This window comes from Frigoribacterium sp. PhB160 (assembly GCF_003751785.1).
Classification (GTDB): Bacteria; Actinomycetota; Actinomycetes; order Actinomycetales; family Microbacteriaceae; genus Frigoribacterium.
This window is the reverse complement of record NZ_RKIE01000001.1, coordinates 1,152,641-1,175,200: the sequence shown is the minus strand read 5'-3', so window position 1 is coordinate 1,175,200 and position 22,560 is coordinate 1,152,641. Positions and strand designations below refer to the sequence as shown.

Here is a 22,560-nt window from a genome sequence, read left to right as displayed (position 1 = left end):
CTCAGGCGCCGGGGGCGCCGTCCAGCAGCGAGAGGGGGTCGGCGGCGAAGCGGGCGACGGCCCGCTCGACGACGTCCCGGTCGAACGCGTTGTCGTTGAAGCCCAGCGTCACCTGCAGGCGACCCCCGCGGACCACGGCCTGCACGGCGAGGGTCTGCGGGGCGATGGGGTGGACGGTGTACGCCACCTCGGTCGGCCGGCCGCCGCGCACCCAGGGCAGCTTCTCGATCTGGCGGACGATGCCCACGTTGCTCAGCACGACCCGGCCGCGGGCGTGCGCCGGGGCCGTCCGCGCCACGGCGGCGTGGTCGGCCGGGCGGAGCGCCTCCTTGAGGGCACCGACCGCCAACGCGGCCAGCGGCCGGGCCGAGGCCACCGTCTCGCGGATGCTGTGGTCGACGGCGACGAGGTCGTCGATGCCCGTCACGGGCAGGCCCGTGACGAAGTTGCCCGTCGTCCTGCCGTCGCTCGGCAGCCACCGACGCACGTCGTAGATCATCTCGCTCTCCGGCGAGAGCCGGACGCCCTCGCGGGCGAGCGCGGTGCGCAGGCCCACCAGCAGCGCGCTGCTGAACGAGAGCGGCTGCGGCTGGGCGCGGAGCCAGGTCTGCAGAGCCTTCGTGGCCGCCTTGTCGACGGTGCCCCACGCGGCGGTCGTCGCCGGGGTCCAGGCGACCTGCTCCAGCGAGGGGGCGACGTGGGAGGTCGAGACGGCGGCCTCGGCACGGCGCGCCCGCAGCAGGGCGACCACGGTGCGGGGTCGTCGGACGAACGTCTGCAGCAGCGCGGCCGCCAGCGGACGGCGCGACGGGGTCTCGGTCGACCAGTCGGGGACGTCGCCCCCGCGCGCCACCTCGACGAGGGCGAGCGGCAGGCGCGTGTTGACGAACCCGTCGACGACGCCGTGGTCGGCGATGGTCAGCAGGCGGTCGCCCGACACGATCACGCGCATCGGCAGCTCGGGGTCGATCAGGTCGACGAGGTGCTCGAGCACGCGCGCCGGCGACAGGTCGTCGGTCGGCCCGATCTCGGTCACCATGCGCTCGCACAGGCCCCGGAGCTCGTCCGGCGACCAGCGCCAGCGACCCTCGCCGGCCCCGACGAGGCCGACGCGCGACTCGGGACGACTCGCCACGATGCGGTGCATGGCGTCGACCAGGGCATCGCGCGAGGGCAGCTCGAGCGGGCCGAGCACGCCGAGGATGTGCCCGCCGGAGGCCATCCGGTCGAGGGAGGCGACGGGCAGGTCGATCTCGCCGGTCCCGGTCGTGACGAGGGGGCGACGGACGTCGAGGGCCACGGCGGTCACCGGGCCCGTCCGACCACGGGAGCGGGCCCGTCGACCGTCACGACCACGTCGGTGCTCGTCGAGGCGGCCGGGCGGGAGCGGTGGCCGATGAGGCCCGCCCCGTCCCAGCGCTGCCGGAGGTAGAGGAGGGGACCACGGACGACGCTGGCGAGCTCGTGCCGCGCCTCCCGGGCCACGGCGGCCGCGATCGACTCGTCGAGCGGAGCGGTCGAGGTCGTCGCCGGACCGGTCGGCGCCGCCACGCGGCGCTTCGCCACGAGGTGCGCGACGGCGCGGGGCGCCCGACGCAGGGCGAGCCCCCGCGTCCGGCGGTCGAGCGCGATCTTGGTCAGCCAGGCGCCGAGGCCCGTCCCGTAGCCGGTGGCCTGGACGTGCAGGGCCGCGACGTCGGAGCGGTGGCGGTGCCAGACGACGGCGGACGGCTCGACGACGAGCGCGTGCCCGGCGAAGAGCACCCGCGTGAACACGTCGAGGTCCTCGCCGCCGCCCGTGCGGGTGCCGACGCCGAAGGCGGTGTCGAACCCGCCGAGCAGCAGGGCCTCGCGGCGACGCAGCGCGAAGTTCGCGCCCGTGCCGAAGGCGCCCACCGAGAACGGGAACATCGGCAGGTCGGCGGGCTGCTCCGTGAGGCGGAAGACGCGCGCGCGGACGTTCCGCGACCAGGTGACCCGGTCGTCGAAGTAGCGCTGCACCGGGGTGCGGAGCTCGCCGCTCGGGACGAGGCCCGAGACGCACGCGACGTCCTCGCCGTGGGCGAAGCCGGCGACGAGCCCGTGCAGCCAGCCCGGGTCGACGACCACGTCGTCGTCCGTGAAGGCGACGACGTCGCCCGAGGCGGCGGCGAGGCCCGCGTTCCGGGCGCTGGAGAGCCCGGGCACGGGCTGCTCGACGTAGCGGATGCGCGGGTCGTCGAACGCGGTGGCGACGAGGTCGCGCGTCTCGGAGGTCGCGGCGGCGTTGTCCACCACGACGACCTCGAACGACGGGTAGTCGAGCTCGAGGACCGAGCGGAGCGCGCCGCGGAGGTGCTCGGCACGGTCGCGGGTGCAGAGGACGACCGACACCGACGGCAGCACGATCGGCTCCGGCTCGGCCGGCGGCACCTCGAGCAGCGCGGCCTCCGACCGGAGCAGGTCGACCGAGACCCGGCCGTCGACGACGGGCACCTCGACGAAGCCGAGGACGCGGCGTCCGAGGCGCACGAGCAGGCGGGCCGCGGCGTAGCCGTCGGCCGCGAGCAGCACGACGTCGTCGACGTCGGGCGCGGAGAGCTCGGCGAGGTCGACGGCGCCGATCCAGAGCGCCCCGTCCCAGGTGGGGACGGACGCGCTCGTCATCGGCCGGGTCAGGTGCAGGTCGCTCACGGGGCGTGCTCCGTCCTGGTGGTCGTGGCGGTGAGGGGGGCGTCGGCCGAGGCCTCGTGCTCCCGGCTCAGCAGGGCACGTCCGACCGACGGGTCGACGGGGGCGAGGGCGGCGCGGCGGAGGCTGCCCACGGCGTAGCCGAGGACGGTGGCGGAGACCACCGTGACGAGTGCGGCGGCGCGGGTGGCGCCTCCTCGTCCGGTGGCGCGCAGTTCGCGGACGACCGCCGCGGGGATGACCCGACGGAGGTAGTCCGACTCGCTCGACAGGGCGTCGCCCGAGCCCAGCTGGCGGCTGAGCGCGGCCTTCGAGACGCCCTCGTAGAAGCCGCGGCGGCGCAGGTACGCCCACGTCACGCGGTCCGGCGTCACGTGGTGCCGGACGTCGGCCCGGGGCTCGAGCACGATGCGGGCCGTGGGGTCGGCCTGGCGGACGCGGATGCAGAGCTCCGTCTCCTCGCAGCCGAGCGGGATCTTGCCGACCCGGCCGGTGTCGGGGTTGAAGCCGCCGACCGACAGGATCGCCTCGCGACGGAAGGCCATCGAGCAGCCGATGACGTTCCGCACGTCGCTCGTCGTCGTGGGGAGGCCGCGGTGGCTGCAGCCCACCACCCAGAGCAGCTCGGGCGGGTACAGCTCTCCCCCGCCCTCCGGCCACACCGGGGTGGCGTGGCCGCCGACGCCGACCACGGACGGGTCGGCGAACTGGATGGTCAGCAGGTCGAGCCAGTCGGCGGCCGCCGTGGCGTCGTCGTCGAGGAAGGCGACGACGTCGCCGCGCGACCGGGCGACGCCGGTGTTGCGGGCGCCGGAGAGACCCTGGCGGAACTCGTTCGGGATGACGAGCACGTCGTCCCAGCGATCCCGGGAGCGCGCGAGGAGCGCGTCGTTGTAGTCGATGACCAGGACGACCTCGGTCGAGCCGTCAGGTCGGCGCACCGACTCGACGGACTGCTCCAGGTCGGCCCACCGGTCCTCGGTGTACGCGCAGACGACGACGCTCACCGAGGGCGAGCTCGGGCTCACGCGACGTCCTGGCGAGCTCCGCGTGCGTCGTCGGACAGCTCGGGACCCGTGCTCGAGACGGACGCGAGGACGGGCGTGGCCGTCGCCGTGGTCGTCGTCAGACCGGCCTCGGAGAGCTCCGCCGACCGGCGGATCGAGGCACGGAGGCGCTCGGCCGCCGAGGGGCGGCGGCGGCGCTCGGCCAGGATCACGCGCAGGACGCGGAACCCGTCGGAGATGGCGTTGAGGTTGCTCACGCCGTGGATGCGCAGCTTCTCGACGCTCGGCACCTCGACGATGTCGTAGCCGAGGGCGGCGATGCGGGTGTTGAGGATGGTCTCGATCTCGAAGCCGTCGCCGTTGTGCATCTGGCCGTCGGCACGGGCCGGCAGGTCGCTGGGCAGCAGGTCGAGGCTCGGCACGATGCGGGTCCAGAAGGCGTTGTAGCCGTAGCAGAGGTCGGTGTACTTCGTGCCGAGCAGCAGGTTCGTGAGGGCGTTCAGGCCCCAGTTGCCGAGGGCGCGGAAGCGCGTGATGTCCTCGCTGCCGCCGCCGCGGACGAAGCGGCTGCCCTTGGCGACGTCGGCGCCGTCGGTCAGCGCCTCGACGAAGCGGGGGATCTCGGCGGGGTCGGCCGAGCCGTCGGCGTCGAACATGACGATGATGTCGCCCGTGGCGGCCTCGAAGCCGCAGGCCAGGGCGTTGCCCTTGCCCTTGCGGGTCTGGTGGACGACCTTGATGTCGGGCATGACGCGGACGGCCGTCTCGACCGTGTCGTCCACCGAGTGTCCGTCGACGAGGATGACCTCGTGCACGGGCGGCAGCATCGGGAGCACGATCTCGAGGTTCCGCGCCTCGTTGCGGGCGGGGACGACGATCGTGATGCGGGGCTTCACGTTTTCGGGCGTGGAGAAGCTCTGGTTCATGGTGTCCTTGCTAGGGGTCAGCGAGCTGGCTGGGGCGTGGTGAGGGTGAGAGCCAGCGACACGGGGGTTTCGGGTCCGTCGAGTCGGGCTGGGCGAGGGGCAGCGGATTTCGGGTTCGCTGTCGTCGCCGTCGGGTGTCACCGAATGTACGCCTCTCCGGGCTGAGCGCAAGGACCGGACGGCGCGGCGGGCGCCCTCTCACCCACCCCCGGTCGGGGGTCCCCCGGGTCACCCCCGCCCCCCGCGCTGCAATCGGTTCCAGGCCTCCCTGCCCCCCGATCGCGTGTCCCCCGAACCGGGGCTCACCGAGATCCGTCGTCCGTGCATGAACCCCTCCGCCAGCGCTCCGGGGGGCCTCCCGGCTAGGATCGCGAGCACACCGACGAGGGGCCCGAGAAGCCCCGAGCGGCGGCCTGCCGGGAGGGCGACATGGCGCGGGACGAGCACGACGACCAGCCCCGATGCGTGTGCGGACACGGGCCGGAGGCCCACGAGCACTACCGCCGTGGCACGGACTGCGCCCTCTGTCCGCCGCGCGAGTGCAAGCGTTATCGACCCGTTACCGACCGCGGCCGTCGCTGAGTGCAGGCCGGGAGCCTGTCCCCCGATCGAAGCTGAGTGGCTGTCATCTGATGACGCCCGTCAGTCGGCAGAAGGGGGGACACGACCTCGCACCCTGACCCCCGTCGGGGGGTCGAAAATTCCTCATCTGCGTTACACCGACCCCCGCGTGGGGGTCGCGTGCCCCCCGGACTGGGGCCGTCGGACGAGGAGGACGGGCGACCGGGAATCACCCGCCGCTTAACCCGGACGACCCCCGGGCGGGGGCCTCGGGGGTCGTCGGGTGGGTCGGGGCGACCGTGGCCGCGAGCGGCCCTCAGCCGCGCCGCACGGTGAGCGGCCCGCGCGCCACCTTGTAGGTCGCGGCCTGCGCCACGGGCTTGACCGTCACGAGGTCGAGGTTGACGTGGCGCGGCAGCCCGACGGCGTGGACGATCGACTCCGCGACGTCCTCGGCGACGAGGGGGCCGTCGACGTCCGCGTAGACCGCGTCGGCCCGCTCCTGGTCGCCGCCGAAGCGGACCAGCGAGAACTCGTCCGTCCGCACCATCCCGGGCGCGATCTCCACGACCCGGATCGGCTCGCCGGCCAGCTCCAGCCGCAGCACGGCCACGAGGGCGTGCTCGGCGGACTTCGCCGCGACGTAGCCGCCGCCGTTCTCGTACGCGACGTGGCCCGCGATGGAGGTGACCGTCACGACGTCGGCGATGCCCGCCTCCTCGGCTCCCTCGCGCAGCGACGGCAGGAGCGCCGCCGTGACGCGCTTCGTGCCCAGCACGTTGACGTCGAACATGCGCTGCCAGTCGTCGACCGACCCGGCCTCGACCGTGTCGAGCCCGAACGCGCCGCCCGCGTTGTTCACCAGCGCGTGCAGGCCGCCCGTCGACTCGACGTGGGCACGCAAGGCGGCCACGTCGCCGTCGCTCGTCACGTCGGCGCGGAACCAGGTCGCCCCGGTCCGGGCGGCGAGCTCGCGGAGGCGGTCCTCGCGCCGCGCGACCGCGACGACGTCCCAGCCCCGGTCGCGGAACAGCCGCACCGTCGCGGCCCCGATGCCCGAGCTCGCCCCCGTCACCACGACGCGTCCCACCATGCTGCACTCCCTCGATGTCGTCCTCGTCGCGGCGGCGCCGGCGACCCGTCGACGCTACCGCGACGGTGCGGGGCCCGGTGCCGGGCCCGGACGCGGGCGTCGCGCGGCCCGGGCGGGCGCGGAGCGTTACGCCGCGAGTCCGCCTCCGTTGCCGCCGGACGACCCGCTCCGTAGCGTGGCCCCCGGCAGGGCCCGCACCGGGCGCCGCCGCCCCGACCCGAGCACGACCGAGCGACGCAGGAGACGACCGTGAGCGAACAGCCCGACTGGAAGTTCGAGACCCAGCAGATCCACGCCGGGGCACGACCCGACCCGACCACGCACGCCCGGGCCACACCCATCTACAAGACGACCTCGTACGTCTTCCGCGACTCGCAGCACGCCCAGGACCTCTTCGCCCTCGCCGAGAACGGCAACATCTACTCGCGCATCATGAACCCCACCCACGACGTCGTGGAGCAGCGCATCGCCGCGCTCGAGGGGGGCACCGGCGCCCTGCTCGTGGCCTCGGGCCAGGCGGCGTCGACCTTCGCCGTGCTCAACGTCGCCGAGGCGGGCGACCACATCGTCTCGTCGTCGTCGATCTACGGCGGCACCTACAACCTCTTCAAGTACACGCTGGCGAAGCTCGGCATCGAGACCACCTTCGTCGAGAACCAGGACGACGCCGACGAGTGGCGCCGCGCGGTGCGGCCGAACACGAAGCTGTTCTTCGCCGAGACCGTCGGCAACCCGAAGATCAACATCCTCGACATCGAGCTCGTCGCCGAGCAGGCCCACGCGGCCGGCGTGCCGCTCATCGTCGACAACACCATCGCCACCCCCTACCTGATCCGCCCCCTCGAGCACGGCGCCGACATCGTCGTGCACTCGGCGACGAAGTTCCTCGGCGGGCACGGCACGGTCATCGGCGGCTTCATCGTCGACGGCGGCCGCTTCGCGTGGAGCGAGAACGCCGACCGCTTCCCCGGCCTCACGCAGCCCGACCCCTCGTACCACGGGGCCGTCTACACGCAGGCGGTCGGCGACCCCCTGGCGTACATCATCAAGGCGCGCGTGCAGCTGCTGCGCGACCTCGGGGCGTCGAACGGCGCCGACACCGCCTTCTCGCTCATCCAGGGCATCGAGACGCTGAGCCTCCGCATCGAGCGCCACGTGCAGAACGCGCAGGAGATCGCGGAGTGGCTCGACGCCCGCGACGACGTCGCCGCCGTCTGGTACGCCGGCCTGCCGACGAGCCCGTGGTACGCCGCCGCGAACAAGTACGCGCCCCGCGGCGTCGGCGCCGTGCTCTCGTTCGAGCTCAAGGGCGGCGTCGACGCCGGTCGGGCCCTCGTCGACTCGCTGCAGCTGTTCAGCCACCTCGCGAACATCGGCGACGTGCGGAGCCTCGTCATCCACCCGGCGTCGACGACGCACTCGCAGCTCACCCCCGAGCAGCAGCTGACCACGGGCGTCACCCCCGGCCTCGTCCGGCTCTCGGTCGGGCTCGAGAACGTCGACGACCTGAAGGCCGACCTCGACGCCGGCTTCGCGGCCGCGCGGGCGGTCTCGCAGGAGGCGCTCCGCAGCTCGTGAGGCAGGCCCGCGCCCCGGGGCGCGGGACAGGACCACACGGGGAGGCTCGGGCCGCGTAACAGAGGAGCCGCGCCTCCTCGTCCGCGCCAGGATGGGAGCACATGGACTGGCAGAGCACACCCGAGGACACCGTCCCGTCGAGCGTCGTCTCGGAGCGCAACCGGCTCGCGATGCTCGGGCGGCCGCCGGTCACGGGCGCCTGGCGCGACGGCGACGACCCCGGCGACCGCCTCTTCGCGACGCTCGACGAGCTCGGGCTCGAGAGCGGGGCGGTGCTCCCCCGCGTGCGGGTCGCCTACGAGACCTGGGGCGAGCTCGACGCCGACGGCGGCAACGCCGTCCTGCTGCTGCACGCCCTGACCGGCGACAGCCACGTCGTGGGCCGGGCGACGCCCGGGCACCCGACGGCCGGCTGGTGGAACGGCGTCGTCGGCCCCGGCCTCGCGATCGACACCGACCGCTGGTTCGTCGTCGCGCCGAACATGCTCGGCGGCTGCCAGGGCAGCACCGGGCCCTCGTCGTTCGGGCCGGGCGCCGTCGAGTGGGGCTCGCGCTTCCCGCACCTGACCGTCCGGGACCAGGTCGCGGCCCAGGCGGCGTTCTCCGACCACCTCGGCGTCGACCGCTGGGCGGCGGTCGTCGGCGGGTCGATGGGCGGCATGCACGCGCTCGAGTGGGGCGTCACCCACCCCGAACGCGTCGAGCGGCTGGCCGTCATCGCGGCACCCCCGCTCGCGAGCGCCGACCAGATCGCCCTCAACACGGTGCAGACCGAGGCGATCCGCATGGACTCGGCCTGGCACGACGGCGACTTCTACGACGCGCCCGACGGCGACGGCCCGTACCGGGGGCTGGCCCTCGCCCGGCGCATGGCGCTGCTCAACTACCGCTCGCCCGACGAGCTGAACGCCCGCTTCGGCCGACGGTGGCAGAGCGACATCTCGCCGCTCGGCGGCCCGGGCCGCTTCCAGGTCGAGAGCTACCTCGACTTCCACGGCAACAAGTTCACGCGACGCTTCGACGCCGGCAGCTACGTGACCCTGCTCGGGGCGATGAACTCGCACGACGTCGGCCGCGACCGGGGCGGCGTCGAGAGCGCCCTGGCGAGGGTCACCGCCCGCACCCTCGTGCTCGGCATCGACAGCGACCGGCTCTTCCCGGTGCCCGACCAGCGGGCCATCGCGCGCCTCGTGCCGAACGGCATCGACGACGGCGAGGCGGCGGTGATCGCGAGCGAGTACGGCCACGACGGCTTCCTCATCGAGGACGACGCGGTCGGCGGTCACCTCAGGCGCCTGCTCGACACCTGACGTCCGGCGCGTCGTCCCCCCTAGTACCCCCACATCGGGGCGCGGTGTGAAATCATGGTGAAGTCGCTGCCACCCGGCACGACGGTTCGACACCCGTCGCCCACCTTGGATCACCATGGACATCTTCGCCCAGGAGCGCGACCGCCTGCTGAGCAGCACGGCGCGCACCCTCGGCATCGCGTGCGCGTCGGTCTCCCTGCTCGCGCTCGTGTACCCGGGCGTCACGCAGCCGACGCACCTGCTCGGGGTCGTCCCCCTCGTGCTGCTCCAGATCGTCGCGCTCGTGCTCGTCGGCCGCACCGGCTCGCGCGTCTGGGTGCTGGTCGGCCTCGCGACGGGCATGACCGCCACGGTCGTGGCGCTGCTGCCGGCCGACGGCCCGACGAGCCCCTCGCTCGCCACCGCCGTCATCCCCCTCGCCGGCGGGGCCACCGCCGCCTTCACCATCGTCCTCACCTCGAGCCGGCTGCGGATCGTCACGGCCGCGGTGGCGTTCGTCGTGGCCGTCGTGCTCGTCTCGATCGCGAGCGGCTCGTTCTTCACCTTCCCCGTCGCCGCGACCGCGCTCGGCTGGGTGCTCGTGTTCCTCACCGGCGTGTGGCTGGGGCGCAGCGTGCCCCTCGCCGCCCGCCGCATCTACAGCATCGGCAACGCCCACCGCGCCGAGCGCCAGGCGAGCGAGACCGAGGCCCAGCGACGCCAGGGCGCCCGGCTCCTGCACGACACCGTGCTCGCGACGCTCACGCTCCTCGCCCACTCGGGCTTCGGCGTGACGCCCCAGGCCCTGCAGGCGCAGGCCGCCGAGGACGCGCGACTGCTGCGGCACCTCCGCCTCGGCGGCACCCCGCAGCCGCAGGCCTCCGGCGACTACTCGCTCGAGACGGTCGAGGAGTCCCCGCTCGGGCAGACCCTCGAGTCCGTCAAGCAGCGCTTCGGCCGCATGGGCCTCGAGGTGAGCTGGCACGGCACGGGGCAGGTCCTGCTGCCGACGCACGTCCTCGACGCCTTCCTGCTCGCCCTCGCCGAGTGCCTCGAGAACGTCCGGCGGCACGCCGGCGTGACCGAGGCGCACGTGACGATCATCCACGACGACGACATGGTCCGCGCGATGGTGACCGACGCCGGCGTCGGCTTCGACCTCACGGGGGTGTCGGAGGAGCGGCTCGGCTTCAAGGAGTCGGTCGTCGGCCGCCTCCGCGAGGTGGGCGGCAGCGCCCGCCTCTTCTCCTCGCCCGGCGCGGGCACGACCGTCGTCCTGGAGGCGCCCCGGTGAGCATCGACGAGAACACCCTCGGCGTCGTCCGCGGCCGCCGGGCGGCCCGGGGCCTGCCGATCGGCTCCACCGGGGCACGGTCGCTCCGCCAGGCGCGCGCCGCCGGCGCCACGCTCGGCACGGGCTACCTCGGCTTCGGCGCGGCGGTCATCGCCGGGCTGCAGGCCGCGTACGGGCTCATCTTCTTCCTCAGCCACATCTCCGACTACCCGTCGGTGGTGCCGGCCCTGCTCGCCTGGCTGCTCTACGTCGCGGCCTTCGTCGGCACGGCCGCCCTCGTGACGATCCGGGGCGAGCGCCTCACCGGGCGCGTCTTCGCGGCCATCGGCGTCGTGCTCGCCCTGGTCGTGGCGCTCGACTTCATCGCGATCTGGCCGCTCCACGACGTGGGCGCCTACGCGACCGCCAGCGTCGCCGCGGGGTTCGGCCTGCTGCCGATCGTGACCCTGCGCCCGGCCCGTGAGCTGGTCGTCGCCTCCTCGCTGCTCCTGGTGGCCTTCGTGGCGATGGTCGTCGCGTCGACGCCGCTGACCTCCGCGACGGTCCCCCAGCAGGCGAGCGTCGTCGCGCTGGCCGTCCTGCCGGGCGTCGTCGCGACCTCGGTGCTGCAACGCTTCCGCCGCATGGTGCAGGTCGAGCTCGACCGCGTGCTCGTCCAGAGCAACGTGACGCAGCCCCGGTTCGCCGTCGGCATGCTCGCGAGCGATGAGCTGGCCCGCCTCGACCTCGCGGCCGAGAAGCTGCTCGACGGCGTCGCGGGCGGCGACGTGCCGCTGCCCCTCGCGCCCAAGGTCGCGTCGCAGGCGGCGTCCCTCGCGACCGAGCTGCGCCTCCACCTCATCGAGGGCCGCCGCGAGACCTGGCTGCACCACGCCGTGACCGAGTCGGAGTACCTCGGCCGCTCGGTGACCCTGGTCGACCCGTCGTCACTGGCCGGCCTGCTCTCGCCCCCGCAGCGCGACGGCCTGCTGCAGGCGGTCTGGCTGCTGCTCGGCGACTCCAAGAGCCGCACGCCGGGCACCTCGATCACCCTCACCCTCGGCCCGGTCACGGCGGTCACGGGCTCGATCACCTCGCTCGCGGGCCGCAGCGTCGACGTGCCGGTGGTCGTCTCGACCACCGGCATCCGCCGCAACCGGGTCACCCCGGCCACCTGGAACGCCCTCGAGCGCGTCGGCGAGTACACGGCGTCGACGCACGAGCAGAGCGTCAAGGTGCACCTGCACTGCATCGTCGACAACCCGGCCGAGTCGTGAGCATCACGGCCGTCGGTCGGCGTCTAGCATGAACATCACGTCCACTGAAAGAAGGATCCCGTGACGAACCCCGACGATCGCATCCGCCTGGCCCTGGTAGACGACCACAAGATGCTCCTCGGAGCGCTGAGCGAGTGGATCCGAGGCGCGGCGAGCGACATCTCGATGGTCGCGGCGGTCGCCTCCTGGCCCGAGCTGCTCACCCACCCGGAGTTCCCGGTCGACGTCGTGCTGCTCGACCTCGACCTGAAGGACAACATCCCGATCTCGCTGAAGATCAACACCCTGAAGACCACGGGCGTCAAGACCGTGCTCATGAGCACCTACTCCGAGCCCAACGTCGTCCGCGAGGCCCTGGCCGCGGGCGCCCTCGGCTACCTCGTCAAGAGCGAGGACGCCGAGATGATCGTCGAGGCGATCCGCGCGGCCGCCGGCGGCGAGTCGTACATCTCGGCCGAGCTCGACCTCGCGCTCAACGCGGCCGAGATCGGCGGCGTCCCGAAGCTGTCCGCGCAAGAACGTCGCGTCATGGCGCTGTACGGCGGCGGCGAGCCCGTCAAGGCCGTCGCCTACCAGCTCGGCATCAGCGAAGAGACCGCGAAGAGCTACCTCAAGCGCATCCGCGAGAAATACCGCGTCGCGGGCTTCGACGTCGGCACCAAGGTCGCCCTCCGCAAGCGCGCCCTGCAGGACGGCATCCTCATCGACACCCCGACGCAGACGAGCTTCTAGCCCCGAGCGACGCACGACGGCCCGGCACCCGCGAGGGGGCCGGGCCGTCGTGCGTGACGGGAGCGGACCGCGGGAGGCGCGGTGGGCGCCGGGCGCACCCCGCGCCTCCCGCGCTCCCCCGCGTCGCCGCGCGGCGTCAGCGCCCGGCGACGACGAAGAGCGACCCCGTGTCGGTGTCCTCCTTGCGGTCGGCGTCCTCGGCGGCGGCGCAGGCCTCGGCCTGGCGCCGGTCGCCGCTGCGCTGGAGGGCGAAGCTCACGATCGTGAGGACGACGCCGGCGACGGCCAGCACGACGCCGACCCACCCGGGCGCCGCGAAGCCGAAGCCCGCCGCGATGACGGCGCCGCCGAGGTAGGCGCCGGCGCTGTTGCCGAGGTTCATCGCCGAGTGGTTGAGGGCGGCGCCGATGACCTGGCTCTCACCGGCGACCTCCATGAGGCGCGACTGCACCGACGGGCCGATCGCCGAGCCGACCAGCCCGACGAGGAAGGTGCAGGCGAAGATGCCGACGATGCTGTCGACGGTGAGGGCGTAGGCGCTCAGGGCGACGATGAGGCCGCCGAAGCCGAAGAACAAGGCGAGCTTGAGGTCGCGGTCGGCCAGCCAACCGCCGAGCACGTTGCCGATCGTCATGCCGACGCCGACCGTGACGAGCACCCAGGGCACGACGCCCTCGGACTGGCCCGCGCCCTCGGTGACGGCGTTGGCGATGTAGCTGTAGACGGCGAAGAAGCCGCCGAAGCCGATCGCGCCGATGCCCATGACGAGCCAGACCTGCGGCTGGCGGAAGGCCCGCAGCTCGCGGCGCATCGAGGCCGACGAGTCGCCCTCGAGCCTCGGGACGGCGAGGCCGACCGCGACGAAGGTCAGGGCGAAGATCGCGGCGACCGCGAGGTAGGCGACGCGCCAGCCCTGCGTCTGGCCGAGCCAGGTGATGGTCGGCACGCCGACGACGTTGGCGATGGTGAGCCCGCTGAGCACGAGCGCGACGCCCTTGCCGCGGTTGCCCGGGCCCATGATCGTGGCCGCGACGATCGACGCGATGCCGAAGTAGGCCCCGTGCGGCAGGCCCGCGAAGAAGCGGGCGGCGAGCACCCAGCCGAACGAGGGCAGCACGGCCGAGAGCACGGTGCCGACGACGAAGAGCGCGAGCAGGCCCATCAACAGCTTCTTCTTCGGCAGGTGCGACGACATGGCGGCGATGGTCGGGGCGCCGACGACGACGCCGAGGGCGTACGCGCTGACGAGCCAGCCGGCGCGCGCGATCCCCTCCTCGGTCGACGCCGAGTACAGGCCCGGCAGCAGGTCGCTCGCGATGTTCGGCAGCAGGCCCATCGCGACGAACTCGGTCGAGCCGATGCCGAAGCCGCCGAGCGCGAGGGCGATGAGCGCCGCGGTGCGGCGGCGGGGAGAGAGGGTGATCACGGGCGGCTGCCTTCGCGGGTCGAGGAGAGGGGCGGTGCCGGGCTCTCCGTCGAGCGGGGCGGTGCAGGGATCAGGGCGTCTGACCGGCGCGGCTCGAATCGATTCGAGACCGCGGCGTGACGACACCTGACGTCGAGTGTACGGGGCGTGCGGCCGGGGCGACAGCCCCGACCCGGGCACGACGAGCGGTCAGTCGCGCGCGTCGAGGGCCCGCTCGAGCCGCTCGACCTTTCCGGTCAGCTCGCCGGTGCGTCCGGGGCGGATGTCGGCCTTGAGCACGAGCGAGACGCGGCTGCCGAACGCGCCCACCGCCTCCGTCGCGCGCTTGACGACGTCCATGACCTCGTCCCACTCGCCCTCGACCTCGGTGAACATCGACGACGTGCGGTTCGGCAGGCCCGACGCGCGCACGACGGCGACGGCCGCGGCCACCGCGTCGTGGACCGAGTCGCCCCGGGCGTCGGGGTCGAGGCTGCCGGCGGGGGCGTCGCCGCTGGGCGCGACGGAGAAGGCGACGATCATGCGTCCATGATCGCAGCGGACCGGTCGCCGCGCACCTGGTCTCCGCGACGTCGACCGCGGTCGCGACCGTCTCGCCGCTGCGGGGCCCGGTCGGCCCCGCGCCCCGCGGAGCTCCCGACCCGCCAGAGCTGCACGAGTGCGACGCCGAGCAGCACGACCTCCGCGCCGTTCCGCACGGTGATGAGCGCGACCATGCCCGGGTCGGCCGCGAGCAGGTCGTCGTACCGCCACGGGTAGACCACCTGGGTCAGCCCCGCGACGACGAGGGCGACCAGGGCCGGTACGACGAACGACGGGCCGCCGCGTCGGGACAGCACGAGGCCGAGTACCACCGGGGCGGCGAGCCACGAGACGAACTGGGGCGACCCCACCTTGTTGGTGACGACGAGCGCGATGACGAAGGCGAGCGACAGGGGCGCGAGGAGGCGCGTGGCCGACGCCCCGAGACGCACCGCCCGCAGCCCCAGCAGCAGCACGAGCGCGACGACGAGGGCCATGACGACGGTCGTCGCCCGGGCGGCGAAGCCGACGCCGTCGCCCTCGACCTGGTAGGTGAGGATCTGCCGGTCGTAGTAGACGTAGGTGCCGACGACGCCCGACGCGGCGCGCCAGAGCCACGGCGTCGCCGCGGGCGACTCGACCTGCAGGCCGCGCCCCGCCTGCTGGCCGACGAAGCCGACGACGTTCAGCCCGCTGCCGAGCACGAGCGAGATCGCGACGACGGCGGCGGTCGTCACGGCGGCGGCGGAGACGACCGTGCGGCGCGACCGCCCACGGAGGGCGACGACGGCCGCGACGACGAGGGCCGCCGGCCACACCTTGATCCAGGCGCCGATCGTGAGCAGGGCGGAGGCGAGCAGGGGCCGCGCCCCGAGCAGCAGCAGCCCGACGAGTGCGAAGGGCACCGTGACCGCGTCGATGCGGCCGAGGGCGATGGGCCCGAGCACGGCGAGGAAGGCGATCCACCACCACCCGGCCGCGACGTTCCGGCGGCCCCAGCCGGTCAGCACGGCCAGCGCCCCGGCGTTCAGCAGGAGCACGATCGTGAGCCAGGCCGTGCCGTAGTGGTCGGCGCCGCCGACGCGCGCGAGGAGCATCGGCACCGCCGCGAGCAGGGGGTACACCCACGGCCGGTCGACGCCCACCCAGTCGCCGCCGCCGACGCCCTGCTGCATCCAGGTGCGGTAGACGCTGACGACGTCGCCCATCGGCTGGCTCGGCCCCACGAAGTTCGCCCGGCCCAGCCAGAGGTGCACGAGGACGAACGCCGACCACATCACCGCCGGGTGCGCCGCCGCCCGCGAGGCGACGCCGACGAGGGTCGGGGCGACCCCGGGCGAGGGAGGCGCGGCGCGGGTCATCCGCACAGGGTAGCCGTCCCGCACGCGGCCGGCCTGGCCCCTCCGCGTCACGCGGCGTCGCCGGGGCGCCCGGCGTCGGCCGCCGCCGCTACTGTCGTCCCATGCGCTCCTCCCGCCTCCGCCGTGCCACCCTGGTCGCGACCGCCGTCGTCGCGGTCGGCCTCCTCTCCGCCTGCTCCGCCGGCAGCGGCTCGGGCGACGGGGGCGACGCCGCCGGCGTCGGCCGCGTCACCGAGGGCAAGCTCACCGTCGCCACCGGCGAACCGGCCTACGCGCCCTGGGTCGAGGGCGACGACCCCGCCTCGGGCGAGGGCTACGAGGCGGCGCTCGCCTACGCCGTGGCCGACCAGCTCGGCGTCGACGCCGACGACGTCGTCTGGGTGCGCACGACCTTCGACGAGGCCATCGCGCCGGGCCCGAAGACCTACGACCTCGACCTGCAGCAGTTCTCGATCACCGAGCAGCGGGCGAAGGCGGTCGACTTCTCGTCGCCGTACTACGAGACCCGCCAGGCCGTCGTCACCCTTCCCGGCACCGCCGCGGCCGACGCCGCCGACCTCGCCGACCTGAAGGGCCTCGCGATCGGCGCGCAGAGCGCGACGACGAGCTTCACCGCCGCCGAGACCGCCATCGACCCCGACGGCGGCGTGCAGGCCTACAACTCGAACGACGACGCCAAGGCCGCCCTCGAGTCGGGCCAGGTCGACGCGATCGTGCTCGACGTGCCCACGGCCACCTACTTCGTCGACGGCGGCGTCGTGCTCGGGCAGCTGCCCGCCGGCGACGGGGCCAGCGACGAGCTCGGCATCGTCCTGCCGCTCGGCAGCGACCTCACCGCCGACGTGACGGCCGCGGTCGACGCCCTGCAGGCCGACGGCACCCTCGCCGACCTGCAGCAGCAGTGGCTCGCCGACTACGACCTGCCGGAGCTCTCGTAGCCGCCTCCCCCGTCGTCGCCGGCCCGGGCCCCGCCGGCGGCCACCCGACGGGCGCCCCGGTGAGCGACCTCGAGCTCGGCCGCCGTGCCTTCCGCCGGCGGCAGTCGGCACGCTCGGTGGCGATCGCCGTCGTCAGCACGGTCGTCTTCGCGGCCCTCGCCTGGTGGGCCGTGACGAGCACCCCCGGCTGGCAGCGCGTGCGGTTCAGCTTCTTCGACGGCCCGTCCCTCGTCACCGCCTGGCCCCGCGTCGTCGAGGGCCTCTGGCTCAACGTGCGCGTGCTCGTCGTCGCGGCCCTCGGGGTCGCCGTCGTCAGCACGGCGCTCTCGGCGCTGCGCACCCTGCGCGGGCCGGTCTTCTTCCCGGTGCGGGCGCTCGTGCGCGGCTACACCGACCTCTTCCGCGGCCTGCCGCTCATCATCGTCCTCTACCTCGTCGGCTTCGGCGTGCCCGGGCTCGGCCTCGGCATCCCGCGGCTGCCGGCCGAGTTCTGGGGCACCATCGCCCTGGTCCTCACCTACTCGGCCTACGTGTCCGAGGTGGTGCGGGCCGGCATCGACGCCGTCCATCCGTCGCAGCGGCTCGCGGCGCGCTCCCTCGGCCTCAGCCACGCGAAGACCCTCCGCCTCGTCGTCTTCCCGCAGGCGATCCGCAAGGTGACGCCCGCCCTCATGAACGACTTCGTCTCGATGCAGAAGGACGTCGGGCTGATCTCGGTGCTCGGCGCCGTCGACGCCGTGCGGGCAGCTCAGATCGAGACGGCCAGCGCCGCGAACTTCACGCCCTACGTGCTCGCCGGGCTGCTGTTCGTGCTGCTGGCCCTGCCGACGCTGTGGCTGACCGACTGGCTGTCGGCGCGCCTCCGTCGTCGCGAGCAGGCGGGGAGCGTCGTGTGAGCGCCCGCGCCCCCCGCACCCCGCGACGCGACGTCCCCGCCGGAGGCGCGGGGCCCGTCGACGAGACCGCCCCCGTCCTCCGCCTCGAGGGCGTCCGCAAGGCGTTCGGCAGCACGACGGTGCTCGACGGCGTCGACCTCGACGTGGCCCGCGACGAGGTCGTCGCGCTCATCGGGGCGAGCGGCTCGGGGAAGTCGACGCTGCTGCGCACGGTGAACCTGCTCGAGACCGTCGACGACGGCCGCATCGTGCTCGACGGCCTCGACGTCACCGACCCGCGCGTGCGGGTCGACGCCGTGCGGGCCCGCATCGGCGTCGTCTTCCAGCACTTCAACCTCTTCCCGCACCTGACGGTGCTCGACAACGTGGCACTCGCCAGCCGGCACGTGCTCCGCCGACCGCGGGCCGAGGCCGAGGCGCGGGCGCTCGAGCTGCTCGACCGGGTCGGCCTCGGCGACAAGGCCGGCGCCTACCCCGACCGGCTCTCCGGCGGACAGCAGCAGCGCGTGGCCATCGCCCGCGCCCTCGCGCCCCGTCCCGCGGTGCTGCTGCTCGACGAGATCACGAGCGCGCTCGACCCCGAGCTCGTCGGCGAGGTGCTCGACCTCGTGCGCACCCTCAAGGAGGTCGGCACGACCATCCTCATGGCGACGCACGAGATGGCCTTCGCCCGCGACGTGGCCGACCGCGTCGTCTTCCTCGACGCGGGGCGCGTCGCCGAGCAGGGGCCGCCGGCCCAGCTCTTCACCGCTCCGCGCACCGACCGCGCGCGCGAGTTCCTGGCGCGCTTCTCGAGCTGACCTCCCGAGCATCGCGCCCTCCTCGGGTCACCTGACGGACGGAGGGGCGCCGTCCCCCGACGACGCCCCTCCGTTCCCCCTCCCCCGCGTCAGCGGCGGCGCCGCTTGCTGTAGACGTCGAACGCGACGGCGAGCAGCAGCACGAGGCCCTTGATGACCTGCTGCCAGGCGGCGTCGACCGAGAGGATCGACAGGCCCTGGTTCAGCACGCCCATGACGAGGCCGCCGATGACGGCGCCGACGACCGTGCCGATGCCGCCCTGCACCGCCGCGCCGCCGATGAAGACGGCCGCGATGGCGTCGAGCTCGAAGCTCTGGCCGGCCGACGCGACGGCGCTGCCGGCGCGGGCCGTGCTGACGACGCCGGCGAGACCGGCGAGCAGCCCCATGTTGACGAAGATGGCGAAGTTGACCCACTTCGTCTTGACGCCCGACATCATCGCTGCGAAGAGGTTGCCGCCCATCGCGTAGACGTGGCGACCGAAGACGGTGCGGGTGAGGAGGAACGAATAGAGCAGCACGAGCGTCGCGAGGATGACGAGGATGATCGGCGTGCCGCGGTTGTACGCCAGCAGGTAGCAGAGGTACATGATCGCGGCGACGGCGATCGCGATCTTGACCACGAACGACACCGCGCGCTCCCGGGGCAGCTCGAGGCGCCGCAGGTTGCCTCGCGCCCGCAGCTGCTGGGCGATGAGGCCCGCGCTGGCGAGGGCGCCGATGCCCAGGGTGAAGAGGTCGGGCTGACCGGTCGTGGGCAGCGTGCCCGAGCCGATGGCGTTGAAGGCCCTCGGCAGCCCGCTGATCGTGCCGCCCGTGAGGAGCACCAGGGCCACCCCGCGGAACACGAGCATGCCGGCCAGGGTGACGATGAAGGCCGGGATGCCGACGAACGCCACCCAGAAGCCCTGCCACGCGCCGATCAGCGCGCCGACGAGCAGCGAGACCGCGACGGCAGCGCCCCACGGCAGGCCCCAGTCGTTCATCGCGAGCGCCGCCACGGCACCGACGGTCGCGACGACCGAGCCGACCGAGAGGTCGATGTGGCCGGCGATGATGACGATCACCATGCCGATGGCGAGGATCAGCACGTAGGCGTTCTGCTGGATGAGGTTGCTGACGTTGCCCGGGTACAGCAGGCGCCCCTCGGTCAGCACCTGGAACAGCAGCACGATGACGAGCAGCGCGGCGAGGATGCCGTACTGCCGCATGTCGATGCGGAGCCGCCGCTTGGCGCCCGGCATCGGCTGGGGAGCCGGCGGCGGGGCGGACGGACGAGGAGGTGCGGTGGTGGTCACGAGGCTTCTGCTCCTAGGTTCCTGGTCGCGGTCATGTGGCGCATCAGCTCTTCCTGGCTGGCGTCGGCGCGGGAGAGCTCGGCCGTGAGGCGGCCCTCGGCGATGGTGTAGATGCGGTCGGACAGGCCGATCAGCTCGGGCAGCTCGCTCGAGATGACGATGACGGCCTTCCCCTGGGCCGCCATCTCGGCGATGATCCCGTAGATCTCGTACTTCGCCCCGACGTCGATGCCCCGGGTGGGCTCGTCGAGGATGAGCACGTCGGGCCCCGAGTAGATCCACTTGCTGAGGACGACCTTCTGCTGGTTGCCGCCCGAGAGGGTGCCGACGATGGACGAGACCGACGACGTCTTGATGTTCATCTGCTTGCGGTAGTCCTCCGCCACGGCGTACTCGCGGGCGCGGTCGATCACGCCGAGCCGCGCGAGCTTGCCGAGCGCCGCGGCCGTGACGTTGACGGTGATGCTGCCGATGAGGTTGAGTCCGTAGCGCTTGCGGTCCTCGGTGACGTAGGCGATGCCGTTGCGGATCGCCTCCCCGACCGTGCGGGTCTGGATCTCGACGCCGTCCTTGTAGACCCGGCCCGAGATGTCGCTGCCGTACGACCGGCCGAAGATGCTCATGGCCAGCTCGGTGCGCCCGGCGCCCATGAGGCCCGCGAAGCCGACGATCTCGCCGGCCCGCACCGTGAACGAGGCGTGGTCGACGACGACGCGGTCGGCGTCGACCGGGTGGTGCACGGTCCAGTCCTCGACGCGCAGCTTCTCGGCGCCGATGTCGGGCACCCGCGGCGGGAACTGGCTGTCGAGCGGTCGCCCGACCATGGCGCGGATGATGCGCGTCTCGATCTCGGGGGTGTCGTCGACGGGGAACGCCTCGATGGTCTTGCCGTCGCGGATGACGGTCACCGTGTCGGCGATGGCGCGGATCTCGCCGAGCTTGTGGCTGATGATGATCGACGTGATGCCTTGCTCGCGCAGCTGGTCGATGAGCCCGAGCAGGTGCGCCGAGTCGTCGTCGTTGAGCGCGGCGGTGGGCTCGTCGAGGATGAGCAGCGTCACCTCCTTCGAGAGCGCCTTGGCGATCTCGACGAGCTGCTGCTTGCCGACGCCGAGCTCGAGCACCTTGGTGACCGGGCTCTCCGCCAGCCCCACGCGCCGCAGCAGGGCCGCGGCCTCGAGGTTGGTGCGGTTCCAGTCGATGACGCCGCCGCGCTGCACCTCGTTGCCGAGGAAGATGTTCTCGGCGATCGAGAGGAACGGGCTGAGCGCGAGCTCCTGGTGGATGATCACCACGCCGTCCCGCTCGCTGTCGTTGATCGACGCGTAGCGCACGGGCTCGCCGTCGAGCTCGATGACGCCGCCGAAGCTGCCGTGCGGGTAGACGCCCGAGAGCACCTTCATCAGGGTCGACTTGCCGGCCCCGTTCTCGCCGCAGATCGCGTGCACCTCGCCGCGGCGCACGCTCACCGAGACGCCGTCGAGGGCGCGGACGCCGCTGAACTCCTTGACGATGTCGGTCATCTGCAGGATGACGTCGTCCATGTGGTCCTCCGTTCCGGGTCGGGGAGCCGGCGGCGACCCGAGGGTCGCCGCCGGCCGCGGGGTCGTGGGCTCAGAGACCGACGTCGGAGGCGTCGACGAAGCCGGAGTCCACGAGGGTCCCCTGCACGTCGTCCTTCGTCACGACCACCGGGTCGAGCAGGTACGCCGGGACGACCTTGACGCCGTTGTCGTACGTGTCGGTGTCGTTGGTCTCGGGCTCGTCGCCCGCCACGATGGCCGTGATCATGGCCTCGACCTGGGTGCCGAGCTCGCGGGTGTCCTTCCAGACCGTCATCGACTGCTGGTCGGCGAGGATCGCCTTGACGTTCGCGACGTCGGCGTCCTGGCCGGTGATGATCGGCCAGTCGGTGCCCGCCTGGTAGCCCGCCGCGTCGAGGCTCGCCTCGATGCCGAGCGCGAGGCTGTCGTTCGGCGAGAGCACGACGTCGACCGTGTCGCCGCCCGTGTAGAACGACTGCAGCCGGTTGTCCATCTCGGCCTGGGCGTCGTCCGAGCCCCAGCCGAGGATGCCGATGGCCTTCCAGCCGTCGTCGTCGGCCGGCGCCTTGCCGCTCGGCACGGTCAGCACGCCGCTCTCGACGTAGGGCTGCAGGACGTCCCACGCACCGGCGAAGAAGAAGCCGGCGTTGTTGTCGTCGGGGCTGCCGGCGAAGGGCTCCAGGGTGAAGGGGCCCTTCTCGCCGTCGGCGAGGCCGAGCTGCTCCTCGATGTACTCGCCCTGCAGCTGGCCGACCTTGTAGTTGTCGAACGTCGCGTAGTAGTCCACCGCCTCCGTGCCGTTGATGAGACGGTCGTACGCGATGACGGTGACGTCCTGCGACGCCGCGTCCTCGAGCACCGGGCCGAGGGTCTGCCCGTCGATGGCGGCGACGACGAGGATCTTCGCGCCTCCGGCCACCTGGTTCTGGATCTGGCTGATCTGCTGGTCGGTCTTGTTGTCGGCGTACTGGAGGTCGACGGTGCAGTCGTCGCCCTCGAGCTTCTCCTTGAGCCCCTCGCCGTCGTTGATCCAGCGTTCGAGGCTGCGCGTGGGCATGCTGATGCCGACGTTGCAGTCGGCGCCGGCGGCGTCGCCGTCGGAGCCGCCCCCGGACGAGCCGGCCGGGGCGCAGGCCGCGAGGCCGGCGACGAGGCCGAGCGTCAGGGCCGCGACGGAGATCTTTCGTGCTGTGGTCATGGTGCGGATCCTTCCGATGGGATCTGCCCGGGCGACGGGGTCGCGCCTCCCCTCGGGTGCGGGGAGGGACGTGGCCCTGGTTCGTCGTCGAACCGGTCCAGATCGAGCTGTACTTCGCTGTAGTGCTCGAGGCCGACGAGACTGCGTCGGCTATTTGTTGGCTCTCGGAAC

At 73.2% G+C, this 22,560-nt stretch carries 19 protein-coding genes; 8 read left to right on the top strand and 11 right to left on the bottom strand.

Annotated features, from left to right (window positions below; all coding sequences use genetic code 11):
- Position 1 precedes the first annotated feature (1 nt).
- The 5 genes from EDF38_RS05510 to EDF38_RS05490 all read right to left on the bottom strand — a co-directional run bounded on the left by EDF38_RS05510 (position 2) and on the right by EDF38_RS05490 (position 6,257).
- A complete protein-coding gene (locus tag EDF38_RS05510) occupies positions 2-1,309 on the bottom strand; it encodes a hypothetical protein (protein ID WP_123354334.1) in 1,308 nt (435 codons plus the stop codon).
- Positions 1,306-2,673, bottom strand: coding sequence for a glycosyltransferase family 2 protein (locus EDF38_RS05505; RefSeq protein WP_233572238.1), 1,368 nt, complete (start codon positions 2,671-2,673; stop codon positions 1,306-1,308). Before EDF38_RS05505 ends, EDF38_RS05510 begins: the two co-directional genes overlap by 4 nt.
- Positions 2,670-3,698, bottom strand: a complete 1,029-nt coding sequence (locus tag EDF38_RS05500; RefSeq protein ID WP_199734589.1) for a glycosyltransferase family 2 protein — start codon at positions 3,696-3,698, stop codon at positions 2,670-2,672. The genes EDF38_RS05505 and EDF38_RS05500 overlap by 4 nt, the downstream gene beginning before the upstream one ends.
- Positions 3,695-4,603 carry a glycosyltransferase family 2 protein gene (locus tag EDF38_RS05495; RefSeq protein WP_123354333.1) on the bottom strand — a complete coding sequence of 303 codons (909 nt, stop codon included), beginning with the start codon at positions 4,601-4,603 and terminating at the stop codon, positions 3,695-3,697. The genes EDF38_RS05500 and EDF38_RS05495 overlap by 4 nt, the downstream gene beginning before the upstream one ends.
- Before the next feature lie 877 nt (positions 4,604-5,480).
- Positions 5,481-6,257 (bottom strand): SDR family oxidoreductase, encoded by a 777-nt coding sequence (locus tag EDF38_RS05490; protein ID WP_123354332.1) that lies wholly within the window; start codon positions 6,255-6,257, stop codon positions 5,481-5,483.
- A gap of 249 nt (positions 6,258-6,506) precedes the next feature.
- On the opposite strand from EDF38_RS05490, the gene EDF38_RS05485 reads away from it, so the two are divergent.
- From EDF38_RS05485 to EDF38_RS05465, 5 genes are all read left to right on the top strand, one after another.
- Positions 6,507-7,835, top strand: a complete 1,329-nt coding sequence (locus EDF38_RS05485; protein WP_123354331.1) for a bifunctional o-acetylhomoserine/o-acetylserine sulfhydrylase — start codon at positions 6,507-6,509, stop codon at positions 7,833-7,835.
- Positions 7,836-7,936: 101 nt separating this feature from the next.
- The gene (locus EDF38_RS05480; RefSeq protein WP_123354330.1) at positions 7,937-9,145 is read left to right on the top strand and encodes a homoserine O-acetyltransferase; all 1,209 of its coding nucleotides are present in this window, start codon (positions 7,937-7,939) and stop codon (positions 9,143-9,145) included.
- A gap of 115 nt (positions 9,146-9,260) precedes the next feature.
- The gene (locus EDF38_RS05475; RefSeq protein WP_123354329.1) at positions 9,261-10,418 is read left to right on the top strand and encodes a sensor histidine kinase; all 1,158 of its coding nucleotides are present in this window, start codon (positions 9,261-9,263) and stop codon (positions 10,416-10,418) included.
- Positions 10,415-11,674 (top strand): hypothetical protein, encoded by a 1,260-nt coding sequence (locus EDF38_RS05470; RefSeq protein ID WP_123354328.1) that lies wholly within the window; start codon positions 10,415-10,417, stop codon positions 11,672-11,674. The genes EDF38_RS05475 and EDF38_RS05470 overlap by 4 nt, the downstream gene beginning before the upstream one ends.
- 60 nt (positions 11,675-11,734) lie before the next feature.
- Entirely contained in the window at positions 11,735-12,406 is a 672-nt protein-coding gene (locus tag EDF38_RS05465; protein WP_123354327.1) for a response regulator transcription factor, read from the top strand.
- 136 nt (positions 12,407-12,542) lie between these two features.
- Here EDF38_RS05465 and EDF38_RS05460 read toward each other — a convergent pair whose 3' ends face one another.
- The 3 genes from EDF38_RS05460 to EDF38_RS05450 form a co-directional block, all read right to left on the bottom strand.
- A complete protein-coding gene (locus tag EDF38_RS05460) occupies positions 12,543-13,832 on the bottom strand; it encodes an MFS transporter (RefSeq protein WP_199734587.1) in 1,290 nt (429 codons plus the stop codon).
- Positions 13,833-14,021: 189 nt separating this feature from the next.
- Complete coding sequence (locus tag EDF38_RS05455) at positions 14,022-14,354, bottom strand: thiamine-binding protein (RefSeq protein WP_123354326.1); 333 nt, start codon at positions 14,352-14,354, stop codon at positions 14,022-14,024.
- Complete coding sequence (locus EDF38_RS05450) at positions 14,351-15,715, bottom strand: glycosyltransferase 87 family protein (RefSeq protein ID WP_199734585.1); 1,365 nt, start codon at positions 15,713-15,715, stop codon at positions 14,351-14,353. Before EDF38_RS05450 ends, EDF38_RS05455 begins: the two co-directional genes overlap by 4 nt.
- A gap of 101 nt (positions 15,716-15,816) precedes the next feature.
- On the opposite strand from EDF38_RS05450, the gene EDF38_RS05445 reads away from it, so the two are divergent.
- The 3 genes from EDF38_RS05445 to EDF38_RS05435 all read left to right on the top strand — a co-directional run bounded on the left by EDF38_RS05445 (position 15,817) and on the right by EDF38_RS05435 (position 18,349).
- Positions 15,817-16,653: an ABC transporter substrate-binding protein gene (locus EDF38_RS05445; RefSeq protein WP_123354325.1), complete on the top strand. Its 837-nt coding sequence runs from the start codon at positions 15,817-15,819 to the stop codon at positions 16,651-16,653.
- A 59-nt stretch (positions 16,654-16,712) separates the two neighbouring features.
- A complete protein-coding gene (locus EDF38_RS05440; protein WP_123354324.1) occupies positions 16,713-17,549 on the top strand; it encodes an amino acid ABC transporter permease in 837 nt (278 codons plus the stop codon).
- Positions 17,550-17,668: 119 nt separating this feature from the next.
- Positions 17,669-18,349, top strand: coding sequence for an amino acid ABC transporter ATP-binding protein (locus EDF38_RS05435; RefSeq protein ID WP_233572352.1), 681 nt, complete (start codon positions 17,669-17,671; stop codon positions 18,347-18,349).
- An 89-nt stretch (positions 18,350-18,438) separates the two neighbouring features.
- On the opposite strand, the gene mmsB is transcribed toward EDF38_RS05435, so the two are convergent.
- From mmsB to chvE, 3 genes are all read right to left on the bottom strand, one after another.
- On the bottom strand, positions 18,439-19,593 hold the full coding sequence (gene mmsB, locus EDF38_RS05430) for a multiple monosaccharide ABC transporter permease (protein ID WP_123354322.1): 1,155 nt from the start codon (positions 19,591-19,593) through the stop codon (positions 18,439-18,441).
- A gap of 50 nt (positions 19,594-19,643) precedes the next feature.
- Entirely contained in the window at positions 19,644-21,191 is a 1,548-nt protein-coding gene (gene mmsA, locus EDF38_RS05425) for a multiple monosaccharide ABC transporter ATP-binding protein (protein WP_123354321.1), read from the bottom strand.
- Positions 21,192-21,261: 70 nt separating this feature from the next.
- Entirely contained in the window at positions 21,262-22,389 is a 1,128-nt protein-coding gene (gene chvE, locus EDF38_RS05420) for a multiple monosaccharide ABC transporter substrate-binding protein (RefSeq protein ID WP_123354320.1), read from the bottom strand.
- Positions 22,390-22,560: the final 171 nt, after the last annotated feature.

Coding starts and splice junctions, on each gene's coding strand:
- EDF38_RS05490 (WP_123354332.1), bottom strand. CDS start 6,257: ATGGTGGGACGCGTCGTGGTGACGGGGGCGAGCTCGGGCATCGGGGCC.
- EDF38_RS05480 (WP_123354330.1), top strand. CDS start 7,937: ATGGACTGGCAGAGCACACCCGAGGACACCGTCCCGTCGAGCGTCGTC.
- EDF38_RS05475 (WP_123354329.1), top strand. CDS start 9,261: ATGGACATCTTCGCCCAGGAGCGCGACCGCCTGCTGAGCAGCACGGCG.
- mmsB (WP_123354322.1), bottom strand. CDS start 19,593: ATGCCGGGCGCCAAGCGGCGGCTCCGCATCGACATGCGGCAGTACGGC.
- EDF38_RS05495 (WP_123354333.1), bottom strand. CDS start 4,603: ATGAACCAGAGCTTCTCCACGCCCGAAAACGTGAAGCCCCGCATCACG.
- chvE (WP_123354320.1), bottom strand. CDS start 22,389: ATGACCACAGCACGAAAGATCTCCGTCGCGGCCCTGACGCTCGGCCTC.
- EDF38_RS05455 (WP_123354326.1), bottom strand. CDS start 14,354: ATGATCGTCGCCTTCTCCGTCGCGCCCAGCGGCGACGCCCCCGCCGGC.
- mmsA (WP_123354321.1), bottom strand. CDS start 21,191: ATGGACGACGTCATCCTGCAGATGACCGACATCGTCAAGGAGTTCAGC.
- EDF38_RS05445 (WP_123354325.1), top strand. CDS start 15,817: ATGCGCTCCTCCCGCCTCCGCCGTGCCACCCTGGTCGCGACCGCCGTC.
- EDF38_RS05450 (WP_199734585.1), bottom strand. CDS start 15,715: ATGACCCGCGCCGCGCCTCCCTCGCCCGGGGTCGCCCCGACCCTCGTC.